This window comes from Streptomyces sp. NPDC048671, from assembly GCF_055587045.1.
This window is the reverse complement of record NZ_JBVJHB010000004.1, coordinates 430,806-457,295: the sequence shown is the minus strand read 5'-3', so window position 1 is coordinate 457,295 and position 26,490 is coordinate 430,806. Positions and strand designations below refer to the sequence as shown.

Annotated in this window: 15 protein-coding genes; 9 read left to right on the top strand and 6 right to left on the bottom strand. The window is 72.3% G+C overall.

From position 1 onward, the window contains the following. Nucleotides 1–31: 31 nt before the first annotated feature. From ACZ6S6_RS10935 to ACZ6S6_RS10920, 4 genes are all read left to right on the top strand, one after another. Nucleotides 32–7,297: an amino acid adenylation domain-containing protein gene (locus ACZ6S6_RS10935; RefSeq protein WP_469704935.1), complete on the top strand. Its 7,266-nt coding sequence runs from the start codon at nt 32–34 to the stop codon at nt 7,295–7,297. Between the two features lie 26 nt (nt 7,298–7,323). Continuing rightward, entirely contained in the window at nt 7,324–8,370 is a 1,047-nt protein-coding gene (locus ACZ6S6_RS10930; RefSeq protein ID WP_469704933.1) for a GntG family PLP-dependent aldolase, read from the top strand. 1 nt (nt 8,371) lies between these two features. Further along, nucleotides 8,372–14,941: an amino acid adenylation domain-containing protein gene (locus ACZ6S6_RS10925; protein ID WP_469704931.1), complete on the top strand. Its 6,570-nt coding sequence runs from the start codon at nt 8,372–8,374 to the stop codon at nt 14,939–14,941. A gap of 236 nt (nt 14,942–15,177) precedes the next feature. Further along, on the top strand, nt 15,178–15,849 hold the full coding sequence (locus ACZ6S6_RS10920) for a hypothetical protein (RefSeq protein ID WP_469704929.1): 672 nt from the start codon (nt 15,178–15,180) through the stop codon (nt 15,847–15,849). An 85-nt stretch (nt 15,850–15,934) separates the two neighbouring features. On the opposite strand, the gene ACZ6S6_RS10915 is transcribed toward ACZ6S6_RS10920, so the two are convergent. Beyond that, nucleotides 15,935–17,377: an LLM class flavin-dependent oxidoreductase gene (locus tag ACZ6S6_RS10915; protein ID WP_469704927.1), complete on the bottom strand. Its 1,443-nt coding sequence runs from the start codon at nt 17,375–17,377 to the stop codon at nt 15,935–15,937. Between the two features lie 227 nt (nt 17,378–17,604). Further along, nucleotides 17,605–18,297, bottom strand: a complete 693-nt coding sequence (locus tag ACZ6S6_RS10910; RefSeq protein WP_362964299.1) for a hypothetical protein — start codon at nt 18,295–18,297, stop codon at nt 17,605–17,607. 117 nt (nt 18,298–18,414) lie between these two features. On the opposite strand from ACZ6S6_RS10910, the gene ACZ6S6_RS10905 reads away from it, so the two are divergent. Then, entirely contained in the window at nt 18,415–19,071 is a 657-nt protein-coding gene (locus tag ACZ6S6_RS10905; protein WP_362964301.1) for a TetR/AcrR family transcriptional regulator, read from the top strand. 260 nt (nt 19,072–19,331) lie between these two features. Here ACZ6S6_RS10905 and ACZ6S6_RS10900 read toward each other — a convergent pair whose 3' ends face one another. The 4 genes from ACZ6S6_RS10900 to ACZ6S6_RS10885 all read right to left on the bottom strand — a co-directional run bounded on the left by ACZ6S6_RS10900 (nt 19,332) and on the right by ACZ6S6_RS10885 (nt 22,489). Further along, complete coding sequence (locus ACZ6S6_RS10900) at nt 19,332–20,150, bottom strand: isocitrate lyase/PEP mutase family protein (protein ID WP_469704923.1); 819 nt, start codon at nt 20,148–20,150, stop codon at nt 19,332–19,334. Between the two features lie 323 nt (nt 20,151–20,473). Beyond that, the gene (locus ACZ6S6_RS10895; RefSeq protein WP_469704921.1) at nt 20,474–21,292 is read right to left on the bottom strand and encodes an SAM-dependent methyltransferase; all 819 of its coding nucleotides are present in this window, start codon (nt 21,290–21,292) and stop codon (nt 20,474–20,476) included. A gap of 82 nt (nt 21,293–21,374) precedes the next feature. Then, nucleotides 21,375–21,626 (bottom strand): DUF397 domain-containing protein, encoded by a 252-nt coding sequence (locus tag ACZ6S6_RS10890; RefSeq protein ID WP_362963096.1) that lies wholly within the window; start codon nt 21,624–21,626, stop codon nt 21,375–21,377. Beyond that, entirely contained in the window at nt 21,623–22,489 is an 867-nt protein-coding gene (locus tag ACZ6S6_RS10885; protein ID WP_362963094.1) for a helix-turn-helix domain-containing protein, read from the bottom strand. Before ACZ6S6_RS10885 ends, ACZ6S6_RS10890 begins: the two co-directional genes overlap by 4 nt. A 309-nt stretch (nt 22,490–22,798) precedes the next feature. On the opposite strand from ACZ6S6_RS10885, the gene ACZ6S6_RS10880 reads away from it, so the two are divergent. The 4 genes from ACZ6S6_RS10880 (at nt 22,799) to ACZ6S6_RS10865 (ending at nt 26,408) form a co-directional block, all read left to right on the top strand. Then, entirely contained in the window at nt 22,799–23,257 is a 459-nt protein-coding gene (locus ACZ6S6_RS10880; RefSeq protein WP_362963092.1) for an ATP-binding protein, read from the top strand. Between the two features lie 200 nt (nt 23,258–23,457). Then, nucleotides 23,458–23,709 (top strand): hypothetical protein, encoded by a 252-nt coding sequence (locus ACZ6S6_RS10875; RefSeq protein WP_362963090.1) that lies wholly within the window; start codon nt 23,458–23,460, stop codon nt 23,707–23,709. A 327-nt stretch (nt 23,710–24,036) separates the two neighbouring features. Next, nucleotides 24,037–24,660, top strand: coding sequence for a TetR/AcrR family transcriptional regulator (locus ACZ6S6_RS10870; protein ID WP_362963088.1), 624 nt, complete (start codon nt 24,037–24,039; stop codon nt 24,658–24,660). Between the two features lie 89 nt (nt 24,661–24,749). Next, a complete protein-coding gene (locus ACZ6S6_RS10865; protein ID WP_469704917.1) occupies nt 24,750–26,408 on the top strand; it encodes an acyl-CoA dehydrogenase family protein in 1,659 nt (552 codons plus the stop codon). The last annotated feature ends 82 nt before the right edge of the window (nt 26,409–26,490 follow it).

Sequence of the window (26,490 nt, the reverse complement as noted above, 5' to 3'; positions counted from 1 at the left end):
CCACCCGCGACCGAGAGAACAGGAATTCACGTTGAGTGCAAGCCAGTCGGAGGCCGCGACCACGAGCCGGCCGGGCGGCGCCGTCGGCCAGGAGTTCTATGTGTTCCCCGCCTCGCGGGCCCAGAAGCGCATGTACTTCCTACAGGAGCTGGCCGGCGACGCGTCGACCTACCACGTGCCCCTCTTCTACACGCTGACCGGCACGGTCGACGAACAGGCGCTGCGGGAGGCCGCCCAGGGCCTGGTGGACCGGCACGAGGCGCTGCGGACCCGGTTCGCCGTGCGCGACGGCGAGCTGCTCCAACTGGTCAGCCCCGAGGGCCGGGTGGACTGGCGGGCCGAGGAGGTGGCCGACGACGACGCGGCCGTCGCGTGGTGGGTACGGCGCGAGAGCGACCGGCCCTTCGACCTGCTCGGCGGACCGCTGTTCCGGGTCGCGCTGCTGCGCAGGTCCGCCCGTACCTCGGTGCTGCTGATCGACGCGCACCACATCGTCACCGACGGCTGGTCCACGGGCATCCTCCTGGAGGAACTCTCCCGCGGCTACGCGAGCCTCGTCGCGGGCGCGCCGGACGCCCAGGAGCCGCCGGAGATTCAGTACGCGGACTACTCCGAGTGGCAGGACGAGTGGCTGCGGAGCGAGGCGGCCGCCCGGCAGGAGCGCTACTGGCAGGAGCGGCTCGCCGGTGACCTCCCGCTGCTCGAACTGCCCACCCCCCGGCCCCGCCGGCAGGACGCGCCCGCACCCGGCACCGCCGGGATCCATGTCTTCGAGCTGCCCGACCGGGCCGTGGAAGCGCTGCGCGGCCTGTGCCAGGAGGCGGGCGGCACGCTCTTCATGGGGCTCCTCGCCGCCTTCAAGGTGCTGCTGAACCGCTACAGCGGGCTCGACGACATCCTCGTCGGCACGCCCATCGCCAACCGCAACCGCGAGGAGTTCGAGAAGACGGTCGGGCTGTTCGTCAACACCACGGTCCTGCGCTCGGACCTGGCGGGCGATCCGGCCTTCCGCGAACTGCTCGGGCAGGTCCGCGACCGGGTCCTGGAGGCCCAGGACCACCAGGACATCCCGTTCGAGCGGCTCGTGGACATGAAGAACCCGCAGCGCGCGGCGGCCGCGTCCCCCGTGTTCCAGGTGATGTTCGGCATGAACCGCGCCGGCGACCTGGCCTGGACCCTGCCGGGCGTCGACGTCGAATGGCTCCCGACGCCCCTGTCCCAGGCCAAGTTCGACCTGCTGCTCGACGCGACGGACGGTCCGACGGGCGTCGAGTGCTCCTTCGAGTACCGGGCCGATCTGTTCGGCGCGGAGACCGTCGCCCTCCTGGCCGAGCACTACGGCGTGCTGATCGAGAGCATCGTCCGCAACCCCGACGCGCCCGTCTCGGCCCTGCGCGTGCTGACCGACGCCGAGCTCGCACGGCAGGCCCCGGCCCCGCCGCAGGGCCGTACGGCCGGACCGGCGCCGCAGCCGTGCCACGAGCGGTTCGGGCAGTGGGCGGCGCGCACGCCCGACGCCGTCGCGGTGGTCGACGGCGGCGAGCACCTCACGTACGGTCAGCTGGACGGCCGCGCCAACCAGCTGGCCCACCACCTGAGGGCGGCCGGTGTCGGGCCCGGACACCTGGTGGGCCTGAGCATGAACCGCAGCGCCGACCTGGTCGTCGCGATCCTCGGCATCCTCAAGGCCGGCGGATGCTACGTCCCCTTCGACCCCGCCTACCCGGCCGACAGGCTCCGCCCCATGGCCGAGGACGCCGGCGTCGCCACCCTGGTGGTGGGCGAGGGCGTGCCGGTGTGGTGGGAGGGCGCCGGCGGCCGGGTCATCGACCTGGCCGAGGACGCCGAGGCCATCGCCGGGCAGCCGAGGACCGCCCCGGCCGCCGAGGTGACCGGGGACGACCTCGCGTACGTCATCTACACCTCCGGCTCGACGGGCCGGCCCAAGGGCACGCTCATCCCGCACCGCAACATCGCCCGGCTGTTCTCCGCCACCGACCACTGGTTCGGCTTCGGACCGCAGGACGTGTGGCCCCTCTTCCACTCCTACGCCTTCGATTTCTCGGTGTGGGAGCTGTGGGGAGCGCTGGCGTACGGCGGCCGCCTCGTCGTGGTGCCCTACGAGACGAGCCGCGACCCCGAGGCCTTCCACCGGCTGCTGAGCGCCGAGCGGGTGACCGTCCTCAACCAGACGCCGTCCGCCTTCTACCAGCTCATGCGGGCCGACAAGGAGGCGTCCGCCGCCCTTGCCCTGCGCCTGGTCGTGTTCGGCGGCGAGGCCCTGGACCTGCCCGCCCTGCGGGAGTGGTTCGAACGGCACGGCGACACCTCGCCGCGGCTCGTCAACATGTACGGGATCACCGAGACGACCGTCCACGTGACCTACCGGCCGATCTCGCTGCGGGACCTCGACGAGGGCCGCGGGAGCGTGATCGGCTGGCCGATCCCCGACCTGCGGCTGCACGTCCTCGACCGGCACGGGCGCAGCGTTGCGACCGGGGTTCCCGGCGAGCTGTACGTCGGCGGGGCCGGGCTGGCGGACGGCTACCTCAACCGTCCGGACCTGACCGCCGAGCGCTTCGTACGGGCGCCGTTCGCGGACGGCGCCGGCGAGCTCCTGTACCGCACCGGAGACCTTGTACGCGTCCTGCACGACGGCGACCTCGAATACTGCGGGCGCGTCGACCGACAGGTGAAGCTGCGCGGCTTCCGCATCGAACTCGGTGACATCGAGGCCGCCTTGAGTTCTCACGAGGACGTCTTTGACTCGGTGGTGCTGCTGCGCACCGACGAGGCCGCTCACCCCTACCTGGCCGCGTACGCGGCCACCCGGGCCACGGCTCCCGACGCGGACGCCCTGCGCGGTCATCTGGCCCGGCTGCTGCCGGAGCACATGGTGCCGGCCTCGTACACCGTGCTGCCCGCCTTCCCGCTGACCGCCAACGGGAAGGTCGACCGCGACAGGCTGCCCGAACCGCACTGCGCGCAGGGCCCGTCGGGCCGGTCCGAGGACCACGTCGCGCCGCGCACCGCAGTCGAGCGCACCCTCGCCGACATCTGGGGCCGGGTCCTGGGACAGCGGGTCGGCATCGACGACGGCTACTTCGCCCTCGGCGGCGACTCGATCCGCAGCATCCAGCTGCTCTCCCTGGCCCGCGAGGCGGGCCTGGACTTCAGACTCACCGACCTGATGACCCGCCAGACCATCCGCGGCCTGGCCGGCGCCGTCACCGTACGCACCCCGCGCGCGGAGCCCGAGGCCCGGCGGGAGGCGTTCGACCTGCTGTCCCCGGCGGACCGCGCCCTGCTGCCGGACGGCCTCGACGACGCCTACCCGATGACCCGGACGCAGCTGGGGATGCTGTTCCACAGCGGGCTGTCCACCAACGGCACGGCCGAATACCACAACACCTCCACCTACCGCATCCGCGCCCGCTGGGACGTCGCCGCCTGGCGGGCCGCGGTCGCCGAGACGATCGGCCGGCACGAGATCCTGCGGACCTCCTTCGACCTGCACTCCCTCTCCGAACCGGCGCAGTTGGTCCACCGTGACATCGAACTCCCGCTGACCCACGAGGACGTGACCGATCTCGGCGCCGAGGACCGGCGCGCGGCCGTCGAGGCCCGCGGCGCGCGGGAGCAGGAGCGTCCCTTCGACTGGCAGCGGGCACCGCTGATCCGGTTCCACGTCCAGCGGCTGACGCAGGACACCCTGCAGCTGTTCGTCACCGAGCACCACGCCATCCTGGACGGCTGGAGCGAACGCTCGCTCTTCGCCGAGCTGCTGCTGCGCTACGCCGTCGCGGTCGCCGGCACCGGGCAGCCGGACACGGCCCCGCCCGCCTCGCGCTTCGCCGACTTCGTCGCCCTGGAAGCCGCGGCGCTGGCGGACGAGGAGACCGCGGCGTACTGGACGGCGGAGCTCGACGGCGCCTCGCTCACCCGGCTGCCGCGCCCGGACCGGCCCCCGCACCGCGGCGGCGGCTCGGACATGCGCTTCCATGAGGCCCCGCTCGCCCCCGAGGTGACGGCCGCGCTCCCGGCCCTGGCCGCCCGCCTCGGGGTACCCCTGCGCTGTGTGCTCCTCGCCGCCCACCTGCGGGTGATGAGCCTGCTCAGCGGGGGTGAGGACGTGGTCACCGGCGTCGTCTACAACGGGCGCGGTGAGGAACGCGACGCCGACAAGACGCTCGGCGTCTTCCTCAACACGCTCCCGTTCCGCGGCCGCCTCACCGGTGGCAGCTGGGCCGGGCTGATCGAGGAGACGGCCCGCCAGGACGTCGGCATCCAGCCCCATCGCCGCTTCCCGCTGCCGGAGATCATGCGGCGCACCGGCGGGGCGGGGCTGTTCGAGAGCTTCTTCAACTACACCCGCTTCCACGTCGAGGACACCGCCGCGCGGCAGGGGGACGTCGTCGTCCTCGAAGCGGAGGGCACCGCGCCCACGAACCTCCCCTTCGGCGCCGAGTTCGCGGCCGGCAGCCCGGACGAGCAGCTCACCCTCGGACTGCGGTACGACGCCGGGCAGTTCCACGAGGAGCAGATCGCCGCGTTCCACGGCTACTACGCCGCTGTGCTCGCCGCCATGGCGGACGACCCCGACGGGCGCTACGAGGACGCGGACCTGCTCACGACCGCCGAGCACGAGCGGATCGCGTCGTGGAACGCCACCGACCGCACCTACGACAGACCTCACGTCCTGCACACCCTGATCGAGGAGCAGGTGCGCCTGCGCCCCGACGCGCCCGCCGTCCGCTACGAAGGGGAGGAGCTGAGCTACCGCGCCCTCGACGAACGGGCCGCCCGGCTGGCCCGCGCCCTGCGTGCCCACGGCGTGGACCGGGGGCAGTTCGTCGGTCTGTATCTGGAGCGTTCGCTCGACCTGTCCGTCGCCCTGCTCGCGGTCCTCAAGGCCGGGGCCGCGTACGTGCCCCTGGATCCGGACCATCCCGACCTGCGCCTGAGGCAGGTCCTCGATGCCGCCGGGATCTCCGTGGTCGTCACGGCCGAGCCGGGTGATTCCCGGCTCGACGACGCCCCGGGAATCACGGTCGTACGGGCGGACTCCGGCGCCGGACCGGCCTCGGACGGCCGCGGCGCGGCGGAGCCGGTCGCCAGCGCGCCCGAGGACCCCGCCTACATGATCTTCACGTCGGGTTCGACCGGCACGCCCAAGGGCGTCGTGGTGTCCCACCGGGCCATCTGCAACCGGCTGCTGTGGATGCAGGACGAGTACGGCCTGCGCGCCGGGGAGCGGGTCCTGCACAAGACCCCCTACACCTTCGACGTGTCGGTGTGGGAGCTGTTCTGGCCGCTGCTCGCCGGCGCGACGCTGGTGCACGCCCGGCCCGGCGCGCACCGTGACCCCGCCCGGCTCGCCCGCCTGGTGACCGCAGAAGGGATCACCACGGCCCACTTCGTCCCGTCCATGCTCCAGGCGTTCGTCGAGGAGCCCCTGGCACGGGAGTGCACCGGCCTCACCCGGGTCATCTGCAGCGGCGAGGCACTGCCGCACGACCTGCAGACCCGCTTCTTCGCGGTCCTCGGGGCCGAGCTGCACAACCTCTACGGGCCCACCGAGGCCGCCGTGGACGTCACCGCCTGGCTATGCCGGGACGACGGGCGCGGCGTGGTGCCGATCGGCCGCCCGATCGCCAACATGCGGACCCACGTCCTGGACCGGCGCGGACACACCGTCCCGGTGGGCGTCACGGGCGAGCTGCACCTCAGCGGTGTGGGGCTGGCCGACGGCTACCACGGCCGCCCCGACCTGACGGAGCAGAGCTTCATCCACCACACCGACCGGCACGGCGTGCGGCGGCGCATGTACCGCACCGGCGACCTGGCCCGCCGGCTGCCGGACGGCACCCTCGAATACCGGGGCCGGGTGGACTCCCAGGTCAAGCTGCGGGGTTTCCGCATCGAGCTCCAGGAGATCGAGACGGTCCTCGCCGGGCACCCGGACGTCGCCGAATGCGCCGTCGTCCTGCGCGAGGACCGGCTCGTCGGGTACGTCGTCGCGGCGGCCGGTGCGGACCCCGACCCGGCGGACACGGCCCGGTACCTGCGCGAGCGGCTTCCCGCCCACATGGTGCCCACCACCTGGACGCGGATCGACGCCATGCCGCTCACCGGCAGCGGCAAGCTCGACCGGAAGGCGCTCCCGCAACCGCCCGCGCCCGGCGCGGCGCGTGCCGACGGCGCGCCGACCCCGCCCTCGGACGCCGACGAGGAACGGCTGCTGCGCCTGTGGCAGCGGCTCCTGGACGCCACGGAACTCGGCGTCCACGACGACTTCTTCGCCCTGGGCGGGCACTCGCTCATGGCCGTGCGCCTGGTGTCGCTGATCAACGCCGAGTTCGGGCGCGCGCTCGGGGTGGCGGCGGTCCTGGAACACCCCACGATCGCGGGCCAGGCGGCGCTGCTGCGGCGGGAGCCCGGCGCGGCGGACGGCTCGGCGGACCTCGTGACGATGCGCGGGGGCGGCCACCGAGCCCCGCTGTTCCTGGTCCATCCCGTCGGCGGGGGAGTGACCTGCTACCGCGAGACGGCCACCGCCCTCGGTGACGAGCAGCCGGTGTACGCGCTGCCCGCGCCGGGCCTCGCCGACGGCGAGGAGCTGCCCGACTCGGTCGAGGCCCTGGCCGAGCGGTGCCTTCGGGCCGTACGCGCGGTCCGGCCCGAAGGCCCGTACGCCGTGGGCGGCTGGTCGTTCGGCGGGATGGTCGCGTACGAGATGGCCCGCCGGCTCGCTGAGGAGGGTGAGGAAGCCGTACTGCTCGCCATGATCGACAGCGGCTTCCCGGACGCGGGGCCGCCGCCGGGGGAGCCCGAACTCCTGGAGGCCTTCGCGGCGGACGTGCTCGGCTCCGCCGGCGGGGCCGCCGGCGCCGTCCTGCCGGCCGACGTGGCCGCACCCGCGGAGGCCGGAAACGTCGCCGAGGCCCTGGGCGCCCTCGCCCGTCACCTGGACGCCGCGTCCGCGGACACCGGCGTCACCGCCACCCGGCTCGGCCGCCACTACGAGGTATTCCGCACCAACCTCCGGCTGTCGGCGGCCTACCGGCCCCGGCCCTACGGCGGGGCGGTCAGGTTCTACCAGGGAACGGACGGCGCCCGCGCCGGGGCCGCCGCGCGCTGGGCTCCCCTGACGCGGGGGCGCCTGGTCCTGCGCGAGCTCAAGGCCGACCACTACGACATCGTGCGCGCCCCGCACCTCAAGGCCCTGGCCGACGACCTCGGCGCCGCCCTCGCGGCCGCCGGGGACCCGGCCCGGACTTCCCCGACCTCCCACTGACGAACCAGCTCCAGGAGACACCCCCCATGATCGAGCTACGCAGCGACACCTTCACCCTGCCGTCCCCCGCCATGCTCCGCGCGATGGGCCGGGCGCGCCTCGGCGACGACGTGTACGGCGAGGACCCGACCGTCAACGAACTGGAGGCCAGGGTCGCCGGCCTGCTCGGCAAGGAGGCCGCCTGCCTCATGCCGAGCGGCACGATGGCCAACCTCGCCTCGATCATGACGCACTCGCCCCGAGGGTCGAAGGTCCTGGTCGGGGCGGAGAGCGACATCTACGTCTACGAGGCCGGCGGCGCCTCCGTCCTCGGCGGCGTCGCCTACGAGCCCATCGCCAACCAGGCCGACGGCCGGCTGGCGCTGGACGACCTGCGGGCGGGATTCCCGGATGACCCGGAGGACCCCCAGTTCGCCCTGCCGTCCCTGATCTGTCTGGAGAACACCCAGAACCGTTGCGGCGGCGTGGTGCTCTCCATGGACTACCAGCGCGAGGTGCGCGCGTTCGCCGACGAGCGCGGGGTCGCCGTCCACGTGGACGGAGCACGGATCTTCAACGCCGCGGTCGCCCTCGGCAAGCCCGCCGCGGAACTCGTGCGGTACGCCGACTCGGTCCAGTTCTGCCTCTCCAAGGGGCTGTCCGCGCCCATCGGGTCGATGGTGGCGGGGGACACGGAGTTCATCCGGCGCGTCCGCCGGGTCCGCAAGATGCTCGGCGGCGGCATGCGCCAGGCGGGATTCCTCGCCGCCGCCGGCCTCGTCGCGCTCGACGGCACCGGCCGGCTCGCCGACGACCACGACAACGCCCTGCGGCTGGCCAAGGGCCTGGCCGACACCGACGGCATCGAGGCCGACCCGGCCGCCGTGCAGACCAACATCGTCATGTTCCGGGTGACAGCCCCCAGGTTCACCTGGCAGACCTTCGCCGACGCCGCGGGCCGGCTCGGGCTCGCGGTGGCCGAGCTGGGCCACGGCCGGCTGCGCGCCGTCACCCACTCGGGCGTCACCTCCGCCGACATCGACGCCGCCGTGGCGATCGTCCGGCGCGTCCTGTCCAGCGGAGCGGAGGCCTGAGATGACGGCGCACGAAGCGGCACCCACCGCGTCCGCGATGCGCGACGCCCTCCTGCAGAAGCTCCGCGGCGGCAAGCGCGACACCCCCGCCGCCGGGACCATCACCCGGGCACCGCGCACCGGCCCGGTCCCCGCCTCCAGCGCGCAGAAGCGCCTGTGGTTCCTCGACCAGCTCTACGGCCGCAACGCCGCCTACAACGTGGCGTTCGCCGTCCGCGTCGACGGCGCCCTGCGGCTCGACGTACTGCGCGACGCCGTGGGCGGGGTCGTCGCCCGGCACGAGGCCCTGCGCACCCGCTACACCAGGCAGGGCGAGGAACTCTTCCAGGACATCGCGCCGTCCCTGACGCTCGACGTGCCCTGCGAGGACCTCTCCGCCCTGGAGGAGGCCGCGGCCGAGACCGAGGTGCGCAGGCTGCTGGCCGCCGAGAGCCGCATCCCCTTCCCCCTGATCGCCGAGCCGCTCGTGCGCTCCCGGGTGTACCGCACCTCCGCCACCCGCCACTACCTCTTCGTCAACTTCCACCACAGCATCACCGACGGCTGGTCCGAGGGGATCTTCTTCCGGGAGCTGTGGGCCCTGTACGAGGGCGCCGCCGCCGGGCGGGAGGTCCGGCTTCCCGACGTGCCCCTGCAGTACGCGGACTACGCGGTGTGGGAGCAGAGCGAAGGCGCGAGCGCCGACGTCGAACGCCAGGTCCGTTACTGGAAGGACCGGCTGTCCGGCACCCTGCCCGTCATGGACCTGCCCAGCGACCGGCCCCGCCCCGCCGTTCCCAGCTTCCGCGGCGCCTCCGTCGCCGTGCAGGTGCCCCCGGACCTCGCGCGGGAGCTGGACGAGCTGAGCCGCCGCGAGGGGGTGTCGCCCTTCATGGTCCTGCTCACGGCGCTCAACGCCCTGCTCCACCGCTACACGCGCGAGCAGGACATCGTCGTCGGCACCCCGGTGGCCAACCGCACCCGCCCGGAGGTCGAGGACACGATCGGGTTCTTCGTGAACACCGTCGCCCTGCGCACCGACCTCTCGGGCACCCCCACCTTCGCGGAACTCCTGCACCGCACCCGGGACGTGACCCTGGGGGCGCAGGCCCACCAGGAAGCACCCTTCGCGCGGGTCGTCGAGGAGGTCGCGCCCGGCCGCGACCTGGGGGCCAACCCGCTGTTCCAGATCCTGTGCAACTACCTCGACCTCCAGGACGCCTGGCACCTCGGCGACGTGACCGCGCAGGTCGTGGACATCGCGGACCAGTCCACCCGCTTCGACCTCGAACTGCACGCGGAGAAACAGGAGTCCGGCTACCTCTGCAGGTTCGTCTTCGCCACCGACCTCTTCGATGAGGCGCGGGTGCGGCGCATGGCCGACCACTACCTCACCCTGCTGGCCTCGACGGTGCGCGAACCCGGTCACCGGATCGACGCGAGCGAGCTGCTCCCGCCCGAGGAGCGGTCCCTGGTCCTGGAGACGTGGAACGCCACCGCACGGCCGCTGCCGGACCGGACGGTCGTCGAGCAGTTCGAGGAGCAGGCCGCGCGGACCCCCGAGGCCACCGCGCTCATCTTCGAGGACGAGTCCCTCTCGTACCGGGAACTCAACGACCGCGCCAACCGGCTGGCCCGGCTGCTCGCCGGACACGGCGCGGGACCCGAGCAGATCGTGGCCCTGGCGATGCCGCGCTGCCTCGACACCTTCGTCAGCATGGTCGCCGTCCTCAAGGCGGGCGCCGCCTACCTGCCGGTCGACCCCGACTACCCCGCCGAGCGCGTCGCCTACATGCTCACGCACACCCGGCCCGCGCTGGCGCTGACGCACGAGGCCCGACGGGACGGCCTGCCCGACGGCACCCCGGCGATCTGCCTCGACGCGCCCGCGACGGCCGCCGGCCTCGCGGCCCGGCCGGCCGGGAACCTGACCGACGACGAGCGCGGCGGCCCCCTCCGGGACGCGGGCCCCGCCTACCTGATCTACACCTCGGGCTCCACCGGGCGCCCCAAGGGTGTCCTCATGCCCCACGCCGGCCTGCGCAACATGCTCGCCGCCCACCGCGAGGCGTTCCCCGCCGGAGGCCCTGGCACCCGTACGGCGCAGTTCTGCTCCATCGGCTTCGACTTCTCCGTCGAGGAAGTCCTGGCGACCCTCCTCCAGGGGCAGACCCTGGTGGTGCCCCCGGACGAGGTCCGCCGCAGCGCGGAGCAGCTCGCCCGCTGGATCGAACGCCACCGGGTGAACGAGCTGTTCGCCCCGACCGCGGTCATCGAGGCCCTCTACGAGAGCGCGCGCGAGCAGGGCCTGCCCCTCGACTCGCTGACCGACGTCATCCAGGGCGGCGAGGCCCTCACGCTCGGCGAGCGGACCCGGACCTTCCACCGCGCCGGGCCCGGACGGCGCCTGCACAACGTCTACGGTCCCGCCGAGACCCACGGCGTCACCATGTACACGCTCCCTGAGGACAGCACGGCCTGGCCGCCCGCCGCACCGCTGGGCGGCCCCATCGGCAACACCCGCGCCTACGTCCTCGACGACCGGCTGCGCCCCGCGCCCATCGGCGTGACCGGCGAGCTGTACCTCGCGGGAGCCTGCCTCGCCCGCGGCTACGCCCACCAGCCCCGGCTGACGGCGGAACGGTTCGTGGCCTGCCCCTTCGGCGCGCCCGGCGAGCGCATGTACCGCACCGGCGACCTCGCCCAGTGGCAGGAGGGCGGCGTGCTGCAACTGTTCGGCCGCTCCGACGAGCAGGTCAAGATCAGGGGCTTCCGGGTGGAGCCGGGCGAGGTCGAAGCCGTCCTCGCGGCCCACCCCGCCATCGCCCAGGCAGCGGTGACGGCACGCCAGGACAGGCCGGGAGACTCGTATTTGACGGCCTACGTCACCTCGGCCGACGGCGCCACCCTGGACATGGGCACCCTGCGTGCCCACCTGGCCGGCCGGCTGCCGACCTTCATGGTGCCCGCCGTCTTCGTCCAGCTCGACGCCCTGCCGCTGAGCCCCAACGGCAAGCTCGACCGCAAGATCCTGCCCGCCCCCGACCGCGGCGCGCACTCCGGCCGCGCCCCGCGCACCGAGGCCGAGCGCCTGCTGTGCGGGCTCTTCGGTGAGATCCTGGGCCTCCCCTGGGACAACGTCGACGACAGCTTCTTCGCCTTCGGCGGCCACTCCCTGATGGCGACACGGCTGGTCACCCGCATCCGCACCGAATGCGGGGTGGAACTGCCGCTCCGGTCGGTGTTCGAGAGCCCGACCGTCGCCGAACTCGCGCCCCGGCTCGGCGACCGCGGCGCGGCCCGCCCGGCACTGGAGGCGGGTCCCCGGCCGGACGTCGTACCGCTGTCGTTCGCGCAGCGCCGGCTGTGGTTCCTCAACCGCTTCGAGGACCAGCGCGCGGTCTACAACATGCCCTGGGCGCTGCGCCTCACCGGAGCCCTGGACACCGCCGCGCTCCAAGCGGCCCTGGCCGACCTCCTGGAGCGGCACGAGAGCCTCCGTACGGTGTACCCGGAGGTCGCGGGCCAGCCGTACCAGCGCATCCTGCCCTCGCACGAGGCCAGGATGCCCCTGCTGAGGCACGACGCCGCGGACGCGGACGGCACGCCGGGCAGCCTCGCCGAAGCGGTCGCCCGAGCGGCCGCCGAGGGGTTCGACGTCACCGCCGACCTGCCGCTGCGCGCCCACCTCTTCACCGAGGCGCCGGGAGCCCACATCCTGCTGATCGTCGTGCACCACATCGCCTGCGACGGCTGGTCCATCGGCCCGCTCTGGCGGGACCTGGGCGCCGCCTACACCGCCCGGTGCGTGGGTGAAGCCCCAGGGCAGGCCCCGCTGCCCGTCCAGTACGCCGACTACGCCCTGTGGCAGCGGCGGATCCTCGGCGAGGCCGACGACCCCCGCAGCGCCCTGGCCCGGCAGAGCGCGTACTGGAAGGACGCCCTCGCGGGACTGCCCGACGAGCTGAACCTGCCCACGGACCGCCCGCGCACCCCGGACAGCGACCACCGCGGCGGCATGGTCCCCTTCGAGATTCCGGCCGCCCTGCACCAGCGTCTCGCCGCCCTGGCCGAGCGCACCGGCGGGAGCACGTTCATGGTCGTCCAGGCGGCCCTCGCCGCCCTGCTGTCCCGTGCGGGTGCCGGCACGGACATCCCGCTCGGGACACCGCTCGCGGGCCGCACCGACGAGGCCCTGGACGACCTGGTCGGATTCTTCGTCAACACCCTCGTCCTTCGGACGGACACCTCGGGCGACGCCACGTTCGCGGAGCTCCTGCGCCGTACCCGCTCCGGCAGCCTCGCGGCGTACGCGAACCAGGACATGCCCTTCGACCTCCTGGTGGAGGCCCTGAACCCCGACCGCTCGGTCAGCCGGCACCCGCTGTTCCAGGTGATGCTCGCCTTCCAGAACAACGCCGGCGGCGAGTTGGAGCTGCCGGGGCTGCGCGTCGAGGACTACGCGTTCGACCTGCGCCACTCCATGTTCGACCTGCTCTTCAACATCACCGAACACCGGGACGCCCAGGCCGCCCCCGCCGGACTCGGCGGGTACGTCACCTACCGGCTCGACCTGTTCGACCGGAGCACGGCCGAGTGGCTCACCGCGGGCCTGGTCCGCATGCTGACCGCCATCGCGGCCGACCCGGACCAGCGCCCCCGCGACGTCGAACTCCTCGACGACGGGCAACGCCGCACGCTCCTGACGGACTGGAACGCCACCGGCCGCCCGCTGCCCGAGGCGGGCCTCGCCGAACTCGTCGAGCGGCAGGTCGCCCGCACGCCCGAGGCCCCCGCCATCGGCTTCGGCGCGCTCACGCTGACGTACGCCGAACTCAACGCCCGCGCCAACCGCCTCGCCCGCCGGCTCGTGGCCGACGGGGTGGGCGCCGAGGACGTCGTCGGGCTGCTCCTGCCGCGCACCCCGGAGCTGGTGGTCGCGGTGCTCGCCGTACTCAAGGCGGGCGCGGCCTATCTGCCGCTGGATCCGCAGCAGCCCGTCGACCGTATCGCGTACATGCTGCGGGACGCGGCGCCGGCGGTCACCCTGACCACCGCACCGCTCGCCGCACAGATCCTGGACGGGGCCCCCGCCCGACGGCTGTGCCTCGACGACCGGGAACAGGCCGCCGCCATCGCCGGGCAGCCGGCCGCGGACCTCGAAGACGCGGACCGGGCGCGCCCCGCCTCATCGCGCCACCCGGCCTACCTCATCTACACCTCCGGGTCCACCGGCCGCCCCAAGGGCGTGCTGATGCCCGGCACGACCCTGGTCAACCTGCTGTCCTGGGAGGGCCGGAACCATCCCGGGCCGGCCGGCGGGCGCACGGCGCAGTTCACGACGCCGAGCTTCGACGTCAGTGTCCAGGAGATCCTGGCCACCCTGGTCGCCGGCGACACGCTGGTCATCCCGGACATGGACATCCGCGCCGACTTCGCCGCGTTCGTTCGCTGGGCCGACCGCGAGCGCATCACCCGCCTCTACGCGCCGAACGTCGTCATCGAGACGCTCTGCCAGATCGCCGAGGACGAGGACCTGCCGCTGGCCTCGCTGCGCCGGGTGGCCCAGGCCGGTGAGGCTCTGGTGCTCACGGACCGCATGCGGAAGTTCTTCGCGCAGCGGCCCGAATGCCGTCTGGAGAACCACTACGGACCGGCCGAGACCCATGTCACGACCGGGTTCGCCCTGCCGACGGACCCCATGTCCTGGCCCTACACGGCCCCCATCGGGCGCCCCCTGGACAATACGCGGGTCTACGTCCTCGACAGCGGGCTGCGCCCGGTGCCGCCCGGTGTGCCGGGCGAGCTGTACCTCGCCGGCGCGGCGCTCGCCCGCGGCTACGCAGGGCGCCCGGGTCTGACGGCGGAGCGCTTCGTCGCGTGCCCCTTCGGCCCGCCCGGAGAGCGGATGTACCGCACCGGCGACGTGGTGGCGTGGACCGCGCGGGGCCTGCTCGAATACCGGGGGCGCGCCGACGACCAGGTCAAGGTACGGGGCTTCCGCATCGAGCTGGCCGAGGTCGAGTCCGCCCTGGCCGGCCATCCCGCGGTGGCGCGGGTCAAGGTGCTCGCCGAGGACCACCCCACCCGGGGCAGGCAGCTCGCCGCCTACGTTGTACCCGCGACCGGCTCGGAGCCGCCGACGGCGCGGGACCTCCAGGAGCATGCGGGCCGCTCGCTCCCCGGCTACATGATCCCGGCACGCTTCGCCGCCGTGGACGGCTTCCCCTCCTCGCCGAACGGCAAGGTCGACGTCAAGGCCCTGGCGGCGCTGGCCAAGGAGCTGCCGTCGGAGGAGGAGCACACGCCTCCCGCGACCCCGGTGGAGCGGGCGATGGGCGCGGTCTGGCAGGAACTGCTCGGCACCGACCGGGTCGGCGTACACGACAACTTCTTCGCCCTGGGCGGCCATTCGCTCCTGGCGACGCAGGCGGTCTCGAAGCTCCGTACGGCCCTGGGGATCGCCCTGTCCATGCGGGAGTTCTTCGCCCACCCGACCATCGCCGCCCTGGCCCGCGAGGTCGAGACCCGAGAGGAGTCGCCGGACACCACCGAAGTCCGCGTGGTCCGCCGCACCCGCACCACCCTTTGAATCCCGGCCGCCCGACTGCGCAGGTCAACCGCTGGACGCGCGCTTCGACGGCGACGGATGCCGACCGATGGGTTGTGCGGGTGGAGAAGGCAATTCCGTAACTGTCTGACGCACTCTTGATCACGCCACCTCCCCCTGAGCCCCGCCTGATCTCCGAGGCCGGACAGGATGAGTCCACCATCCACCTGCGGCCCGGTGTGTTTCCCGCTCGGGCTCGGCGCTCAGAGGATTTACCTGTGCTTCATCGCCGGACAGCGCCCCTGACTCTGGTGCTCTTGGGGCTGATGCTCTCCGCATGCTCCTCGAGCCGGCCCGCACCACCGAAGAGCGGCCCCCAGGTGGTCCGCGACCGGCTGGCCGCAGCCGCCGACGCCCCGTACTCGGCCACGCTCAGAGCCATCACGCAGTCGGGGCCCAGACGACTCCAGCTCATGGAGGGGCGGGTCAACCTCAACGCGCCGTTCACAGGGCGCACGACAGACACGACCGAGCAGTACACCGAAGACGTCGTGATCACCCGGCAGAAGGTGTACCGGCGCGCCACCGGAACTCACGGGGTATGGCAGGAGTTCCTCGCGTCGGCGGCAAAGGGCGGTATACCCACGGACCGGCTCCCGCAGTACGTGCGGCTCATGCTCGGTCACAGCGCATCCGTGCACCAGGGCGGCGAACCCATGCGCGTATCGGCCCGCCTCACGCCGAAGGACGTCGAGGCGGTGGACAGGACCGTCGGACGCAACCTGCGACCCGCCACCGCGATCGACGCGGACGCATGGATCGACAACGAGGGCCGAGTCGTGCGCGTACGCCAGAAGACCCACTTCGCGTCCGACCCCGACATCGAAGCGACGATCACGTTCACCGACTTCAAGAACGCCATGCCGGTCAACGCACCCGCTGCGTCCTGAGCACCCTCGTCCCGGTCATGACAGGCCGAGAGTCGGGCGTAGCGGCCCCGGCGCACGCCGCCGGGTCACCATCGCGTGGGGGAGGTCAGACGACGATGTTGTGGCGGGCGATCGGGTCCAGGAGTTGTTCCTCTTCGTAGGTGAGATGGGAGAGGAGACAGTCGGCGAGCCTGTCGAGGACGGTGCGGACCTCTTCCAGGCGGGACGGGTCCTCGACCATCGCGACCAGCACCTCGTCCAGGCGCGCGATCAACGAGGCGATCAGCTCGTGTTCCTCTTCCAGGCGGGCCAGCACCGGCGTGAGGTCCTCCTGGGCACCGCGCAGCTTGCCGAACATCACCTCGTCCTCCAGCAGATGGTGCTGGGTGACGATCCGGCAGTACGTGGCGCAGAAGGCGCCCAGCGACCAGTAGTTCTGGCGCATGGTCATGGCGTTGAGGAACGAGCGGGCAGCGGCCGGGCTGTCGCGTCCGGCCAGGACCTCGCCGACCGCGTGCTGGAGCTGGGCCAGTTCGTCGCGGAGGCTGTCGTGGACCAGTACCAGGGTCTGGGCGGCGCGCTCACCGGCGGCGCCGGCGGCGGGTCGGTCCGGGTGCGGCCGCGGTGCGACGGGGCGTTTCGAGGGGTCGAGCCGCCGGTGCTCGATCCGGGCGTCGTCGGGGAGTGCGGCGGCGGCGGGCGTGCCGCGCTCTTGTCCGACCGCTTCGCGTACTGCTGGGGCCACCTCTGCGGCGAAGCGCATCAGGGCGCCGGCGCCGTCCGCGTTCACGCTCAGGAGGAAGCCGCTGAGTCCGTGGGTGAGAGCGAGTTCCGTCAGCTGGGCGGTGGTGAAGGAGGGGTCGACGATGTAGACGCGGCGCACGGCGGACGGCTCCCGCCCCGCCGTCCGCGCCCCCTCGTCCAGGGCGCGCATCAGACCGGCGAGCTTCTCGGGCGGGGCGTAGGAGGCGCTGCCGAGCCAGCCGTCCGCGAGCCGCCCGGTCAGCCGCAGCATGCGCGGGCCGTAGACCCCGAGCCAGATGCCGACCGGGTGCGCGGGCAGCGGTCCGGGTTGAGCGCCCGCGAGCCGGTAGTGGGTGCCCTTCAGCCGTACGCCCGGTCCGTCCGTCCACAAGGCGCGCAGCACGCCGATGGCCTCCTCCAGCGCTGCCACGGACTCCCCGGGCGTACGGCGCGTGCCGCCCATCGCCTCGATGGCGTCCCAGAACGCCCCTGCTCCCAGGCCGAGTTCCACCCGGCCGTCGCTGAGGAGGTCCAGTGTCGCCACGCTCCTGGCCAGCATGGCCGGGGGCCGTAGCGGCAGATTCGCAACCGCGGGAACCAGCTTGATGCGGCGGGTCACCGACGACAGATGCGACAGCAGCGTCCAGGTGTCCAGGAAGGCCGGCTGGTACGGATGGTCCTGCACCCCGAGGAGGTCGAGTCCGGCCTGGTCCGCCTCTTGGGCCAGTCGTACGAAGGCACGATGGCGGGCAGCCTCGGGCGGCGCGAAACAGCCGAAGAGGAGGTCGTGGCCGAGGTCAGGCATCGGGGTGCTCCTACGATCTGTGGGCGGCACAGACCCCCAGCCTCACCCAGGTCACGTCAACCCGCACGCCGACCGCCGTGACGCTGCCCGCTGGGTTCTCAGGTTCTCAGGTACGGCTACCCAGCTGCGACCTGTCATCCAGGGACCGAGCGAGGGTGTCGCCGGCGGCTCGGTACGCGGGTGTGTCCATCGCAACCGGACGGCGTCTGCGGCTGACGAGCGCTGCCTCAGGTGCGGGCTGCCGCTGCGGCGATGATCCAGTTCCTGAACTCGACGGCGTAGTGCCGGAGATGGTGCTCCAGGACGTCGTCCGGGCACGTGACGGGGAAATACACCGTCAGGTCAGCGGTGAAGCCGTCGCTGGTGTCACCGAACTGGATCAGCGCACGCCCGACGACCGTGCCGTCGGGCAGGAACAGGTTCGAGGACATCTTGCGCGGAAACTCGGACTCCGGGAGGAGCTCGGCCGCGTCCGCGGCCCAGGCCATCGCGTCCGTTCCCCAGCCGCCCATGTAGAAGGAGCAGACATGGGGGCCGATGTTCTCCACCACGCGCGCTCCGATGGCATCCGTGCCCATCACGTAGTGCTCGGGGTGTGCCGCGAGGAGTGCGCTCTCGTTGCCCGCGAACGCCTCGTCCATCCAGGCCAGGAACGCGCCCGAGGTGAGGCCCTGCGCCGTGAGCACTGTCGTGCCTGCCTTGAATTCTCCGTCGGAGGTGCGCGCGCTCTCGCGCAGGAAGGCATTGCCCTCCTCGATGTCCTCGGCCAGGAGATCGAGGAGCCCCTGGTGTCCCAGCCGCGTCCTGAGGCGGTCGAGGGCGCGACGGGCGTAGAACAGCTCGAAGTCGTCGATGCTCCCGCCGGTGGGTCCCGAGGCAAGCGTCACGGTGACGGGCGGGGGCGTCTGTGTCTCAGTCATTCTCGAACCTCCATTACGATGCGAATGTGAATTCGCATTCTCGTATTGAGAGTACCTAGAGGAGCGCCGGGCTTGTCAAGGATGGCTGCCGAGACTGCCGCGGATACCATCAGGGACGTGAATGATCAGCCGGACCGCCCAGCGCCCTACCGGGAACCACAGCAGGCGCGCAGCGCCGCGACGCTGGCTCGCGTACTGCGGGCGGCCGAGGAAATCGCGTCATCGGACGGCCTGGAAGAGATGACGATCACTGGCGTCGCGGAGCGGGCCGGTGTCTCGGTCGGCACGATCTACCGCCGCTTCGAAGACAGAGATCAGCTGATCACCGCCCTTTCCGAGCGCATGCTGGAACGGCGCGAGGAGTACGTCGCCGAGCAACTGCGCGCCGCCGAGCCATCGTTGTCCGGCGTCATGGACGCCTACGCGCACGCGCTGCTGCAGTCCTTCGCGGGCAGCGGCAATCTCTTCCCGGAACTGCTGCGCGCGCGGGGAGCCGGCGCATCGGACCGCGGGGCACGCACCATCATCGAAGTCCACCGCCTCCTTCTCGAAGCGGCATCCCCCTACGCGCACCGGATCCGGCGCGCCGACCCGGACACGGCGCTGGACACCGTGGCCCGCGCCATCCTCGGCGCCTGCTTCCACAACTCGGTCCGCCCCGACCCCGCCACGGGCGAGACGGGCCTGCGCCGGTACGCGGACGAACTCGGTGACATGGCGATCGCCTACCTCCTCACTCCCGACCGCGACCGCGACCGCGCCGCTCTTCCCTGAGTGCCACGCGGCCTTGGGCGGTGAACGACGTACTCGTTGGTACTGACGACCGATGGGGAGGTCTCCGGGGGGTTTATGGAGCGCGCGTCCGCTGATGAGGGCCGGATCGGGCGCGTCGCCACTCCCGCCGCGAGATCTTCCGCCCATGCCCGACACGGGCATGGGCGGCCTGCCGCCCCCGCGCGCCGGCGCGCCACACACCCTGCCACGCGGCTCGGGCACGATGGCCCGCGCGGCCGTACCGACCGACTCGTCCAGGGTCAATGGGACTTGGAGAACAGCGCGTTGAGTTCCGGGAAGGCCATGCCTTCACCGAGGGAGTCGTAGCCGCCGGTGCCGAAGAGCTCCTCCGCGGTGCGGCGGGCGGCAGCGTAGGCGACCTGTGCCACGCCCGAGCCGAGGCTGACGCGAGCCACGCCGAGGGTGCCGAGCTCGGCAACGGTCGGGGCGCCGGGGCCGGCCATGACGTTCAGCGGTACGGGGATGTCCCTGGCCAGCGCCGCGATGGTGGCGGTGTCGGTGATGCCGGGGACGAAGATGCCGTCCGCACCCGCATCGACGTACATGTGCGCCCGGGACAGGGTTTCCTTCAGGCGGCTGTCCGGGGCACCGAGCCCGAACAGGAAGGTGTCGATACGGGCGTTGAGAAACAGGTCCGCGCCTGCCCGGTCAACGGTCTGCCGGGCCGCGGCCAACCGCGCCGTCAGCTCTGTCGGGGGTCGGGTGCCGTCCTCGATGTTGACGCCTACGGCGCCCGCCGCGAGCACCCCGGCGACGGTTTCGGCAACACCGGCGGCGTCCTTGCCGTACCCGCCCTCGATGTCAGCGGTGACCGGAACCGCGACGGCGGTGACGATTCGTCGAATCAGTTCCAGCGCCCGGTCCCGGGTAAGGACGTCGCCGTCCGGAGAACCCAGTGACCAGGCGGCGCCGGCACTGGTCGTGGCGATCGCGGAGGCACCCGCGGCCTCGATGACGCGAGCGCTCGCAACGTCCCAGGCGTTGGCGAGCGCGAGGGGGGCGGTCGGAGTGTGCAGGGAGCGGAAGACGCGGGCATTGTCCGGCTGTGTGATGGTCATGGACGCAGTCAAACATCGACTGCCTCCCGTCTTCCGGCGAGAATCCGACACAGACGTCGACCTCGGAACCGACGCGCCTGCCCCCCACCTCCGGAGTCAACCCCCGAAGGACTTCCGGAGCCGACGGCTGACAGAGGGCCTGCTCCGGACATCAGTGCGGCGTCGTTGGTGAAGAGCGCGCGCATCCCTGTCTCTCCGCGCGAGGAGCTTCCGAACAGCGGGCGACAGGCCGTGCACCGCCGCCCCGATCGGCTCTCGGCGGCCGCCCGTCGCGGCAACCGGACACTCGCGGCCGGGGTGCGGAAGTGCGCGCCGCGCTCCGGCTAGCGCTTGATGCCCACGCCTGCCAGCAGGCTGATCTGGGCGTCCGGGATCTGCGCCCCGTGCGCGGCGGGTTCGGCGGACCGCCAGCGGTGGCAGCAGCAGATGCCGGGGTCGACCAGGTCGAGTCCGTCGAAGAAGCGACGGACGTCGCTGTGCGAACGGAACTGCACCGGGGAGCCGGACTTCGTGTAGACCTCCGCGACCTTGTTCCAGGTGGGGGGGTCGAAATCGGGCGTGCAGTGGTTCATGGCCAGGGCGCTGCCCGCCGGGAGCGGGTCGAGCAGCCGGCGGACGATGGCGTACGGGTCGTGCGGGTCGGTGATGAAGTGCATGAGCGCGTTGAGGGAGAGGGCGATGGGCTGGTCGAAGTCCAGGATCCCCGAGTCCTCCACGGAGTTCATCAGCGCATCGGGGTCGGTGACGTCGCCCTCGACGTAGGTCGTGCGTCCCTGTGTCGTGCTGCGCATGAGGCGTTCGGCGTACTTGAGGACCAGCGGGTCGTTGTCCGCGTACACGACGCGGGCGTCGCGCGCGACGGACTGGGCGACCTGGTGCAGGTTGGGCTCGGTCGGTATGCCCGTGCCGATGTCGAGCCACTGGCGGATGCCGTGCTCCTGCGCCAGGACCCGGGTGGCCCGGTGCATGAACGCCCGGTTCTCACGTGCGGTCACGTAGATGCCGGGGTGGGCCTGGGCGGCGACCAGGGCCGCTTCCTTGTCGATCTCGAAGTGGTCCTTGCCGCCGAGGAAGTAGTCGTACATCCGGGCCGAGTGCGCCTTGCTCGTGTCGAGACCGCGGCCGGCCTGCCTGGTGGTCATGTGCTCCCCTTGATGCGCGTGTCTGTCGGCCCGCAGGCCGGGGACGGGACCGGTGTCGTCGTCCCTTCTGCTCGCCGTCGGATCACCCGGCGGCCAAGTGATCGGCCAGGCCCTCTTTGACCCCTCGGACGAACGCGGCGATCTCCTGCGGCGTGTAGATCAGCGCCGGCCCGGCGGGGTCGGTGGACTGGCGTACGGCCACGCGCCCGTCTGCGAGCTGTTTCGCCTCGACGCACTGCCCGCCGTTCGGCCCGCTCCAGGGACGCTCCCAGCCCTGTTCCCCGAGATCGCAGGCCGGCATGCCGTTGTAGACGCCCTCGTCGGTGATCGTCATGAGTACTCCTTACGCATGCGGTTCAAGAGCGCTGTGCTGTCCTCGGACGAGGTCAGCAGCGCCATGCGGGAATGTGCCTCAAGATGGGAGACGACGTCCGCGCGCTGGTCCAGGTAGACCGAGGCGGACAAGAGTTCGCTGTAGACGATGTCGGGTAATTCGGGTTCCTCGAACCGGAAATACGTGAACGGGGCACACGCTCCGACATGCGCGCCCGCGGTGAAGGGCACGATGTCGAGGCTGACGTGCACGAGCTCGGAGACGTCAAGGAGTCGCTCGATCTGCTCTCGCATCACGTGCGGGCCGCCCACCACCCGGTGCAGTACGGCTTCCTCCATGACCACCCACAACGTGGGGGCGTCCTCCCGCTCCAGCAGGCTCTGGCGGCGCAGCCGCAGCTCCACACGGCGTGCGAGCTCCTCCTCGCTGCCGTTCGGTATCCCGCCGCGCAGCACCGCGTGCGCGTAGTCGGGGGTCTGCAGAAGCCCCGTGACGTACTGGGGTTCATATGTGCGCAGGGTCTTGGCGCCGGACTCCAGGCTGACGTAGGCCGTGAACCAGCCGGGGACTGCATCGCGGTAGGAGTGCCACCAGCCGGGCTTGTTGGCCTGCTCGGCCAGGTCGACGAACTCGTCGATCTCCTGGCGGTCCGCGCCGAAGGTCTCCAGGAGCTTCTCCACGTAGAGAGGCTTCAGCGCGACCTCCGCCTTCTCCAGCCGGCGGACCGTCAGCGTCTGCACGCGCAGTGCCTTTGCCGCGTCCTCCAGTGAGGCACCGGCCCCGAGCCGAATATCCTGCAGCCGACGGCCGAGGATCATGCGCAGGACTGTTGGCGCGCTGGTGCTGGAACGGGCTTCGCTCACGCCCAACCTCCTGAGGAACCGTCAACATCAGCATTCTTACAGCGATTTGATGTTGACGCCAGACTGATACCCGCGCTGCTGAAATTATCAGGGAGTCGGTTGCAGCGTGAGCTCTCTCACGCGCATAGTGGACGTGTGAGCGGTCAAGTCACAGCAATGACGCAGGATCCGGTCCGGGGAAGGCGCGTGATGTCGATGACGTCGTCGGCACCCCACCGCCGGGCGCTTGCCTCGGCACACGCCTCTCGCCGCAGCCCCGCATCCCCCCACCGCGCCCCGCCCCCCGGAAGGCGCTGGAAGGCGACATCCGTGACTCTGTCCACGCCCTCGGCCCCGTTCTCGCCCCCCGCCTTAGTCGGGACCGTGCCGCGCCGGGAGTACTGGTTCGGCCTGCCCGCCCTGCGTACCAGCGTGAGAGCGGCCCGCGACACCGTGCGCGACCGGCTCTGTGCCTGGAAGCTGCCCGGCGACACATGCTGTGACGCGGTGCTGCTGGTCTCCGAGCTGACCACGAACGCTGTACTCCACACCGGCGGCAGTCGCGTCCTGTGCGGCCTCGTGCTGACCAGCGACGAGCGACGCCTGCGCATCGAACTTCATGACGAGGGCAGCACCCCGGTCCGCCCGCCCGAGCACCGCGCCGGCCCCGGCGAGGAGAGCGGGCGGGGCCTGTTCCTCGTCGCGCAACTCGCGGAAAGCTGGGGCTCCGCACGCTCGACGCGGGCCGAAGGCAAGGTCGTCTGGGCGGAGTTGACGGCACACTCCTGACGCCACGGCCCCGCCACGTCCCCTTCGCGGGGCGGAACCCCTCCTCCTCGATCCGTCTACAGAGGGCGCACATGACTCCCCACGGTGAAACCGCTTCTCCCGTCGTGCTGTACGTATGCGCCGACCGAGCCCGGAGTGCGCCCGGGGGAGCCACGCAGCGCGCGCAGGCGGAGGGCCGCGCGTTCGCGGAGGAGCGCGGAATGACGATCGCCGAGGTCGTCACCGACACGTTCGGTGAGCCGGACCCGGCCCGGCGCAGAGGGTGGCGGCGGGTGAGACAGCTGGCGCAGACGGGCGACGTCACTGCGGTACTCGTCCGCTGGCCCAGCGCCATCGCCCCGGAGTCCGCGCGCGAACTCCGGCACCGCGAGGCCGCCTGGCTCCGCGACCAGGGCGTGCGCGTCCGGTACACCTGGGCGCCCTTGTCATCAAGGGGCTGCGAGGCCGGCTGATCCCGCTCCAAGGCCCCCTGATCCCGCTCCGAGGCCTCCTGACAAGTCTGGACGGACGGCTTCGGGGTGCCAGGTGTGGCCGAATCGCCGCACCTGGGAGAGTTCCGCCCAAAGCCCGACAAGCCCTGAGATGGCGCCGACCGGGAGCGGCCTGCCGTTGAACCCGCGGGAGGTCCAACACCGCTCGGGTGGACCTACCGCTTCGTTGCCGCCGGCCGGGCGGACCGCGCTGTCGGGCAGCGTTCCGAGCCCCATGGGTTCCCCTGTCGAGCCGTGCCGGTGGTGCCGGCCATGGCGGGAAACTCTGAATGGTGGTTCACTTCTTCTATGGCCTACCGCAAGACCCCGGCCGAGATCGGCCGGCTCGAAGCCGCCAGGGAGCACCTCGTCGCCTGTGCCACCTCGGTGGTCACCGAAGTGGGCTGGGCGCAGACGTCCGTGACCGCCGTCGCGGACTCGGCGGGCATCGCCGCCGGTTCCGTCTACCAGCACTTCGCGTCCAAGACGGCACTGGCCGTCGAGGTGTTCCGGCGCGCCGCCGGACGCGAGGTCGACGTACTGGGCGAAGTGCTCCAGGGGCCGGGAGACCCCGTCGAGCGGATCGGCCGCGGCGTCGAGGTCTTCGCCCGCCGCGCCCTGGAGAACCGCGGGCTGGCCCACGCGCTCCTCGCCGCCCCGGCCGAGCCGGCGGTAGGCGCCGAACGCCTCGACTTCCGCCGCCGCTACCGCGCCCTGTTCGCCCAGGTCGTCCACGAGGGCATCGAGGACGGCCTGCTGCCCGCCCAGAACGGCGAGATCACCGCCGCCGCGCTCACCGGGGCGATCGGCGAGGTGCTCGTCGAACCGCTCGGCACCGGCGACGAGAGGGCCGCGGAGGAACTCCTCGCCGAACTCGTCGCCATGGCGCTGCGCTGCGCGGGCGCCCCGCCCGCCGCCGCCCGGCAGCCCTGACCCGGTCCAAGCGCCCCAGCCGCCCGTCCCCGACTTCCGTTCCCGGCCGCTTTCCCCGAATCCCGTTCCCTTCCACCCGGAGGAATCCCGTGCCCGCGACCGAATCGCCCCGCAGCCACCCCACCGCCCTGACGCACGAAGTGACCAACCAGCCGCCGCCATTGACCGGTCACGACGTCGCCGAGGACGCGGTCCTGCTGGAGGGCGTACGCCGGGAGGGAGCGGAGTGGCACACCGACGACATCCACCGCCTCGGCCGTCTCGTCGGCAGCGAGGAGGCCCAGGAGTGGGCCGACCAGGCCAATCACCACGAACCCGTGCTGCGTACGCACGACCGCTACGGTCACCGTGTCGACGAGGTCGAGTTCCACCCCGCCTACCACCACCTCATGGACACCTCGGTGGGCGCGGGCCTGGCAGGCGCGGCATGGGCCGACGAGCGGCCGGGCGCCCATGTGGCCCGAGCCGCGGGCTTCATGCTGATGACGACGCTGGAGCCGGGACACCTGTGCCCCGTCTCCATGACGTACGCGGTCGTCCCGGCGCTGCGCCACTCACCCGACCTGGCCAAGACGTACGAACCCCTGCTCACGAGCCGGGTCTACGAGGCCGGGCTGCGTACCCCCGCCGACAAGCGCGGGCTGCTCGCCGGGATGGGCATGACCGAGAAGCAGGGCGGCACCGACGTACGCGCCAACACCACCACGGCCACCGAGGCGGCCGACGGGACCTGGCGGCTGCGCGGACACAAGTGGTTCACCAGCGCACCGATGAACGACCTGTTCCTCGTGCTCGCCCAGGCTCCCGGCGGGCTCTCCTGCTTCCTCGTGCCGCGCGTACTGCCGGACGGCAGCCGTAACACCTTCCGCATCCAGCGGCTCAAGGACAAGCTCGGCAACCGTGCCAACGCCAGCAGTGAACCCGAGTTCGACGACACGGTGGCCTGGCTCGTCGGCACCGAGGGCAAGGGCGTACGCACCATCATCGACATGGTGACCATGACCCGCCTGGACTGCGTCCTAGGCTCCGCGGCCGGCACCCGCGCCGCACTCGCCCAGGCCGCCCACCACGTACGCCACCGAGCGGTGTTCGGTGCCAAACTGATCGACCAGCCCCTGATGCGCAACGTGATCGGCGACCTCTCCGTGGAGTCCGAGGCCGCCACCACGCTCGCGCTGCGCCTGGCCGGCGCCGCCGACCGGGCCCAGCGGGGCGACGCCGGGGAGCGCGCGTTCCTGCGGCTCGCCACCGCCGTCGGCAAGTACTGGGTGTGCAAGCGGCAGCCCGCCGCGGTGGCCGAGGCGCTGGAATGCCTGGGCGGCAACGGTTATGACGAAGCATCAGGGATGCCCCGTCTCTACCGGGAGGCTCCGCTCAACGGAATCTGGGAGGGCTCGGGCAATGTGAACGCCCTCGACCTGCTGCGGGCGCTGGCGCGCGAGCCCGAGGCCTTCGACGCCTTCCGCAGCGAGATCGAGGCGGCCTCGGGCGCCGACCGGCGACTGGACGCGGCCTGGCAGACGCTGCGCGGCGAACTCGTCCTGACCGAGGACGCCCCGCTGCGCGCCCGCCGTCTCATCGAGCGCGCCGCGCTCGTGCTTCAGGGCTCCCTCCTCGTCCGGCACGCGCCGTCCGCCGTCGCCGACGCGTTCTGCGCGTCCCGGCTGGACGGGGACCGGGGTCTGGCGTTCGGCACCCTCGCGCCCGGCACGGATTTCGCCGGGCTGCTGGAGCGGCTCCCCGCCTGACTCCGGGACGGTGAGGGGCTGTCACGCGGCCTCGTCGTCCGCGAGCCGGGACAGGGAAACGGCTCGCGTGGTCCGTGCGTGC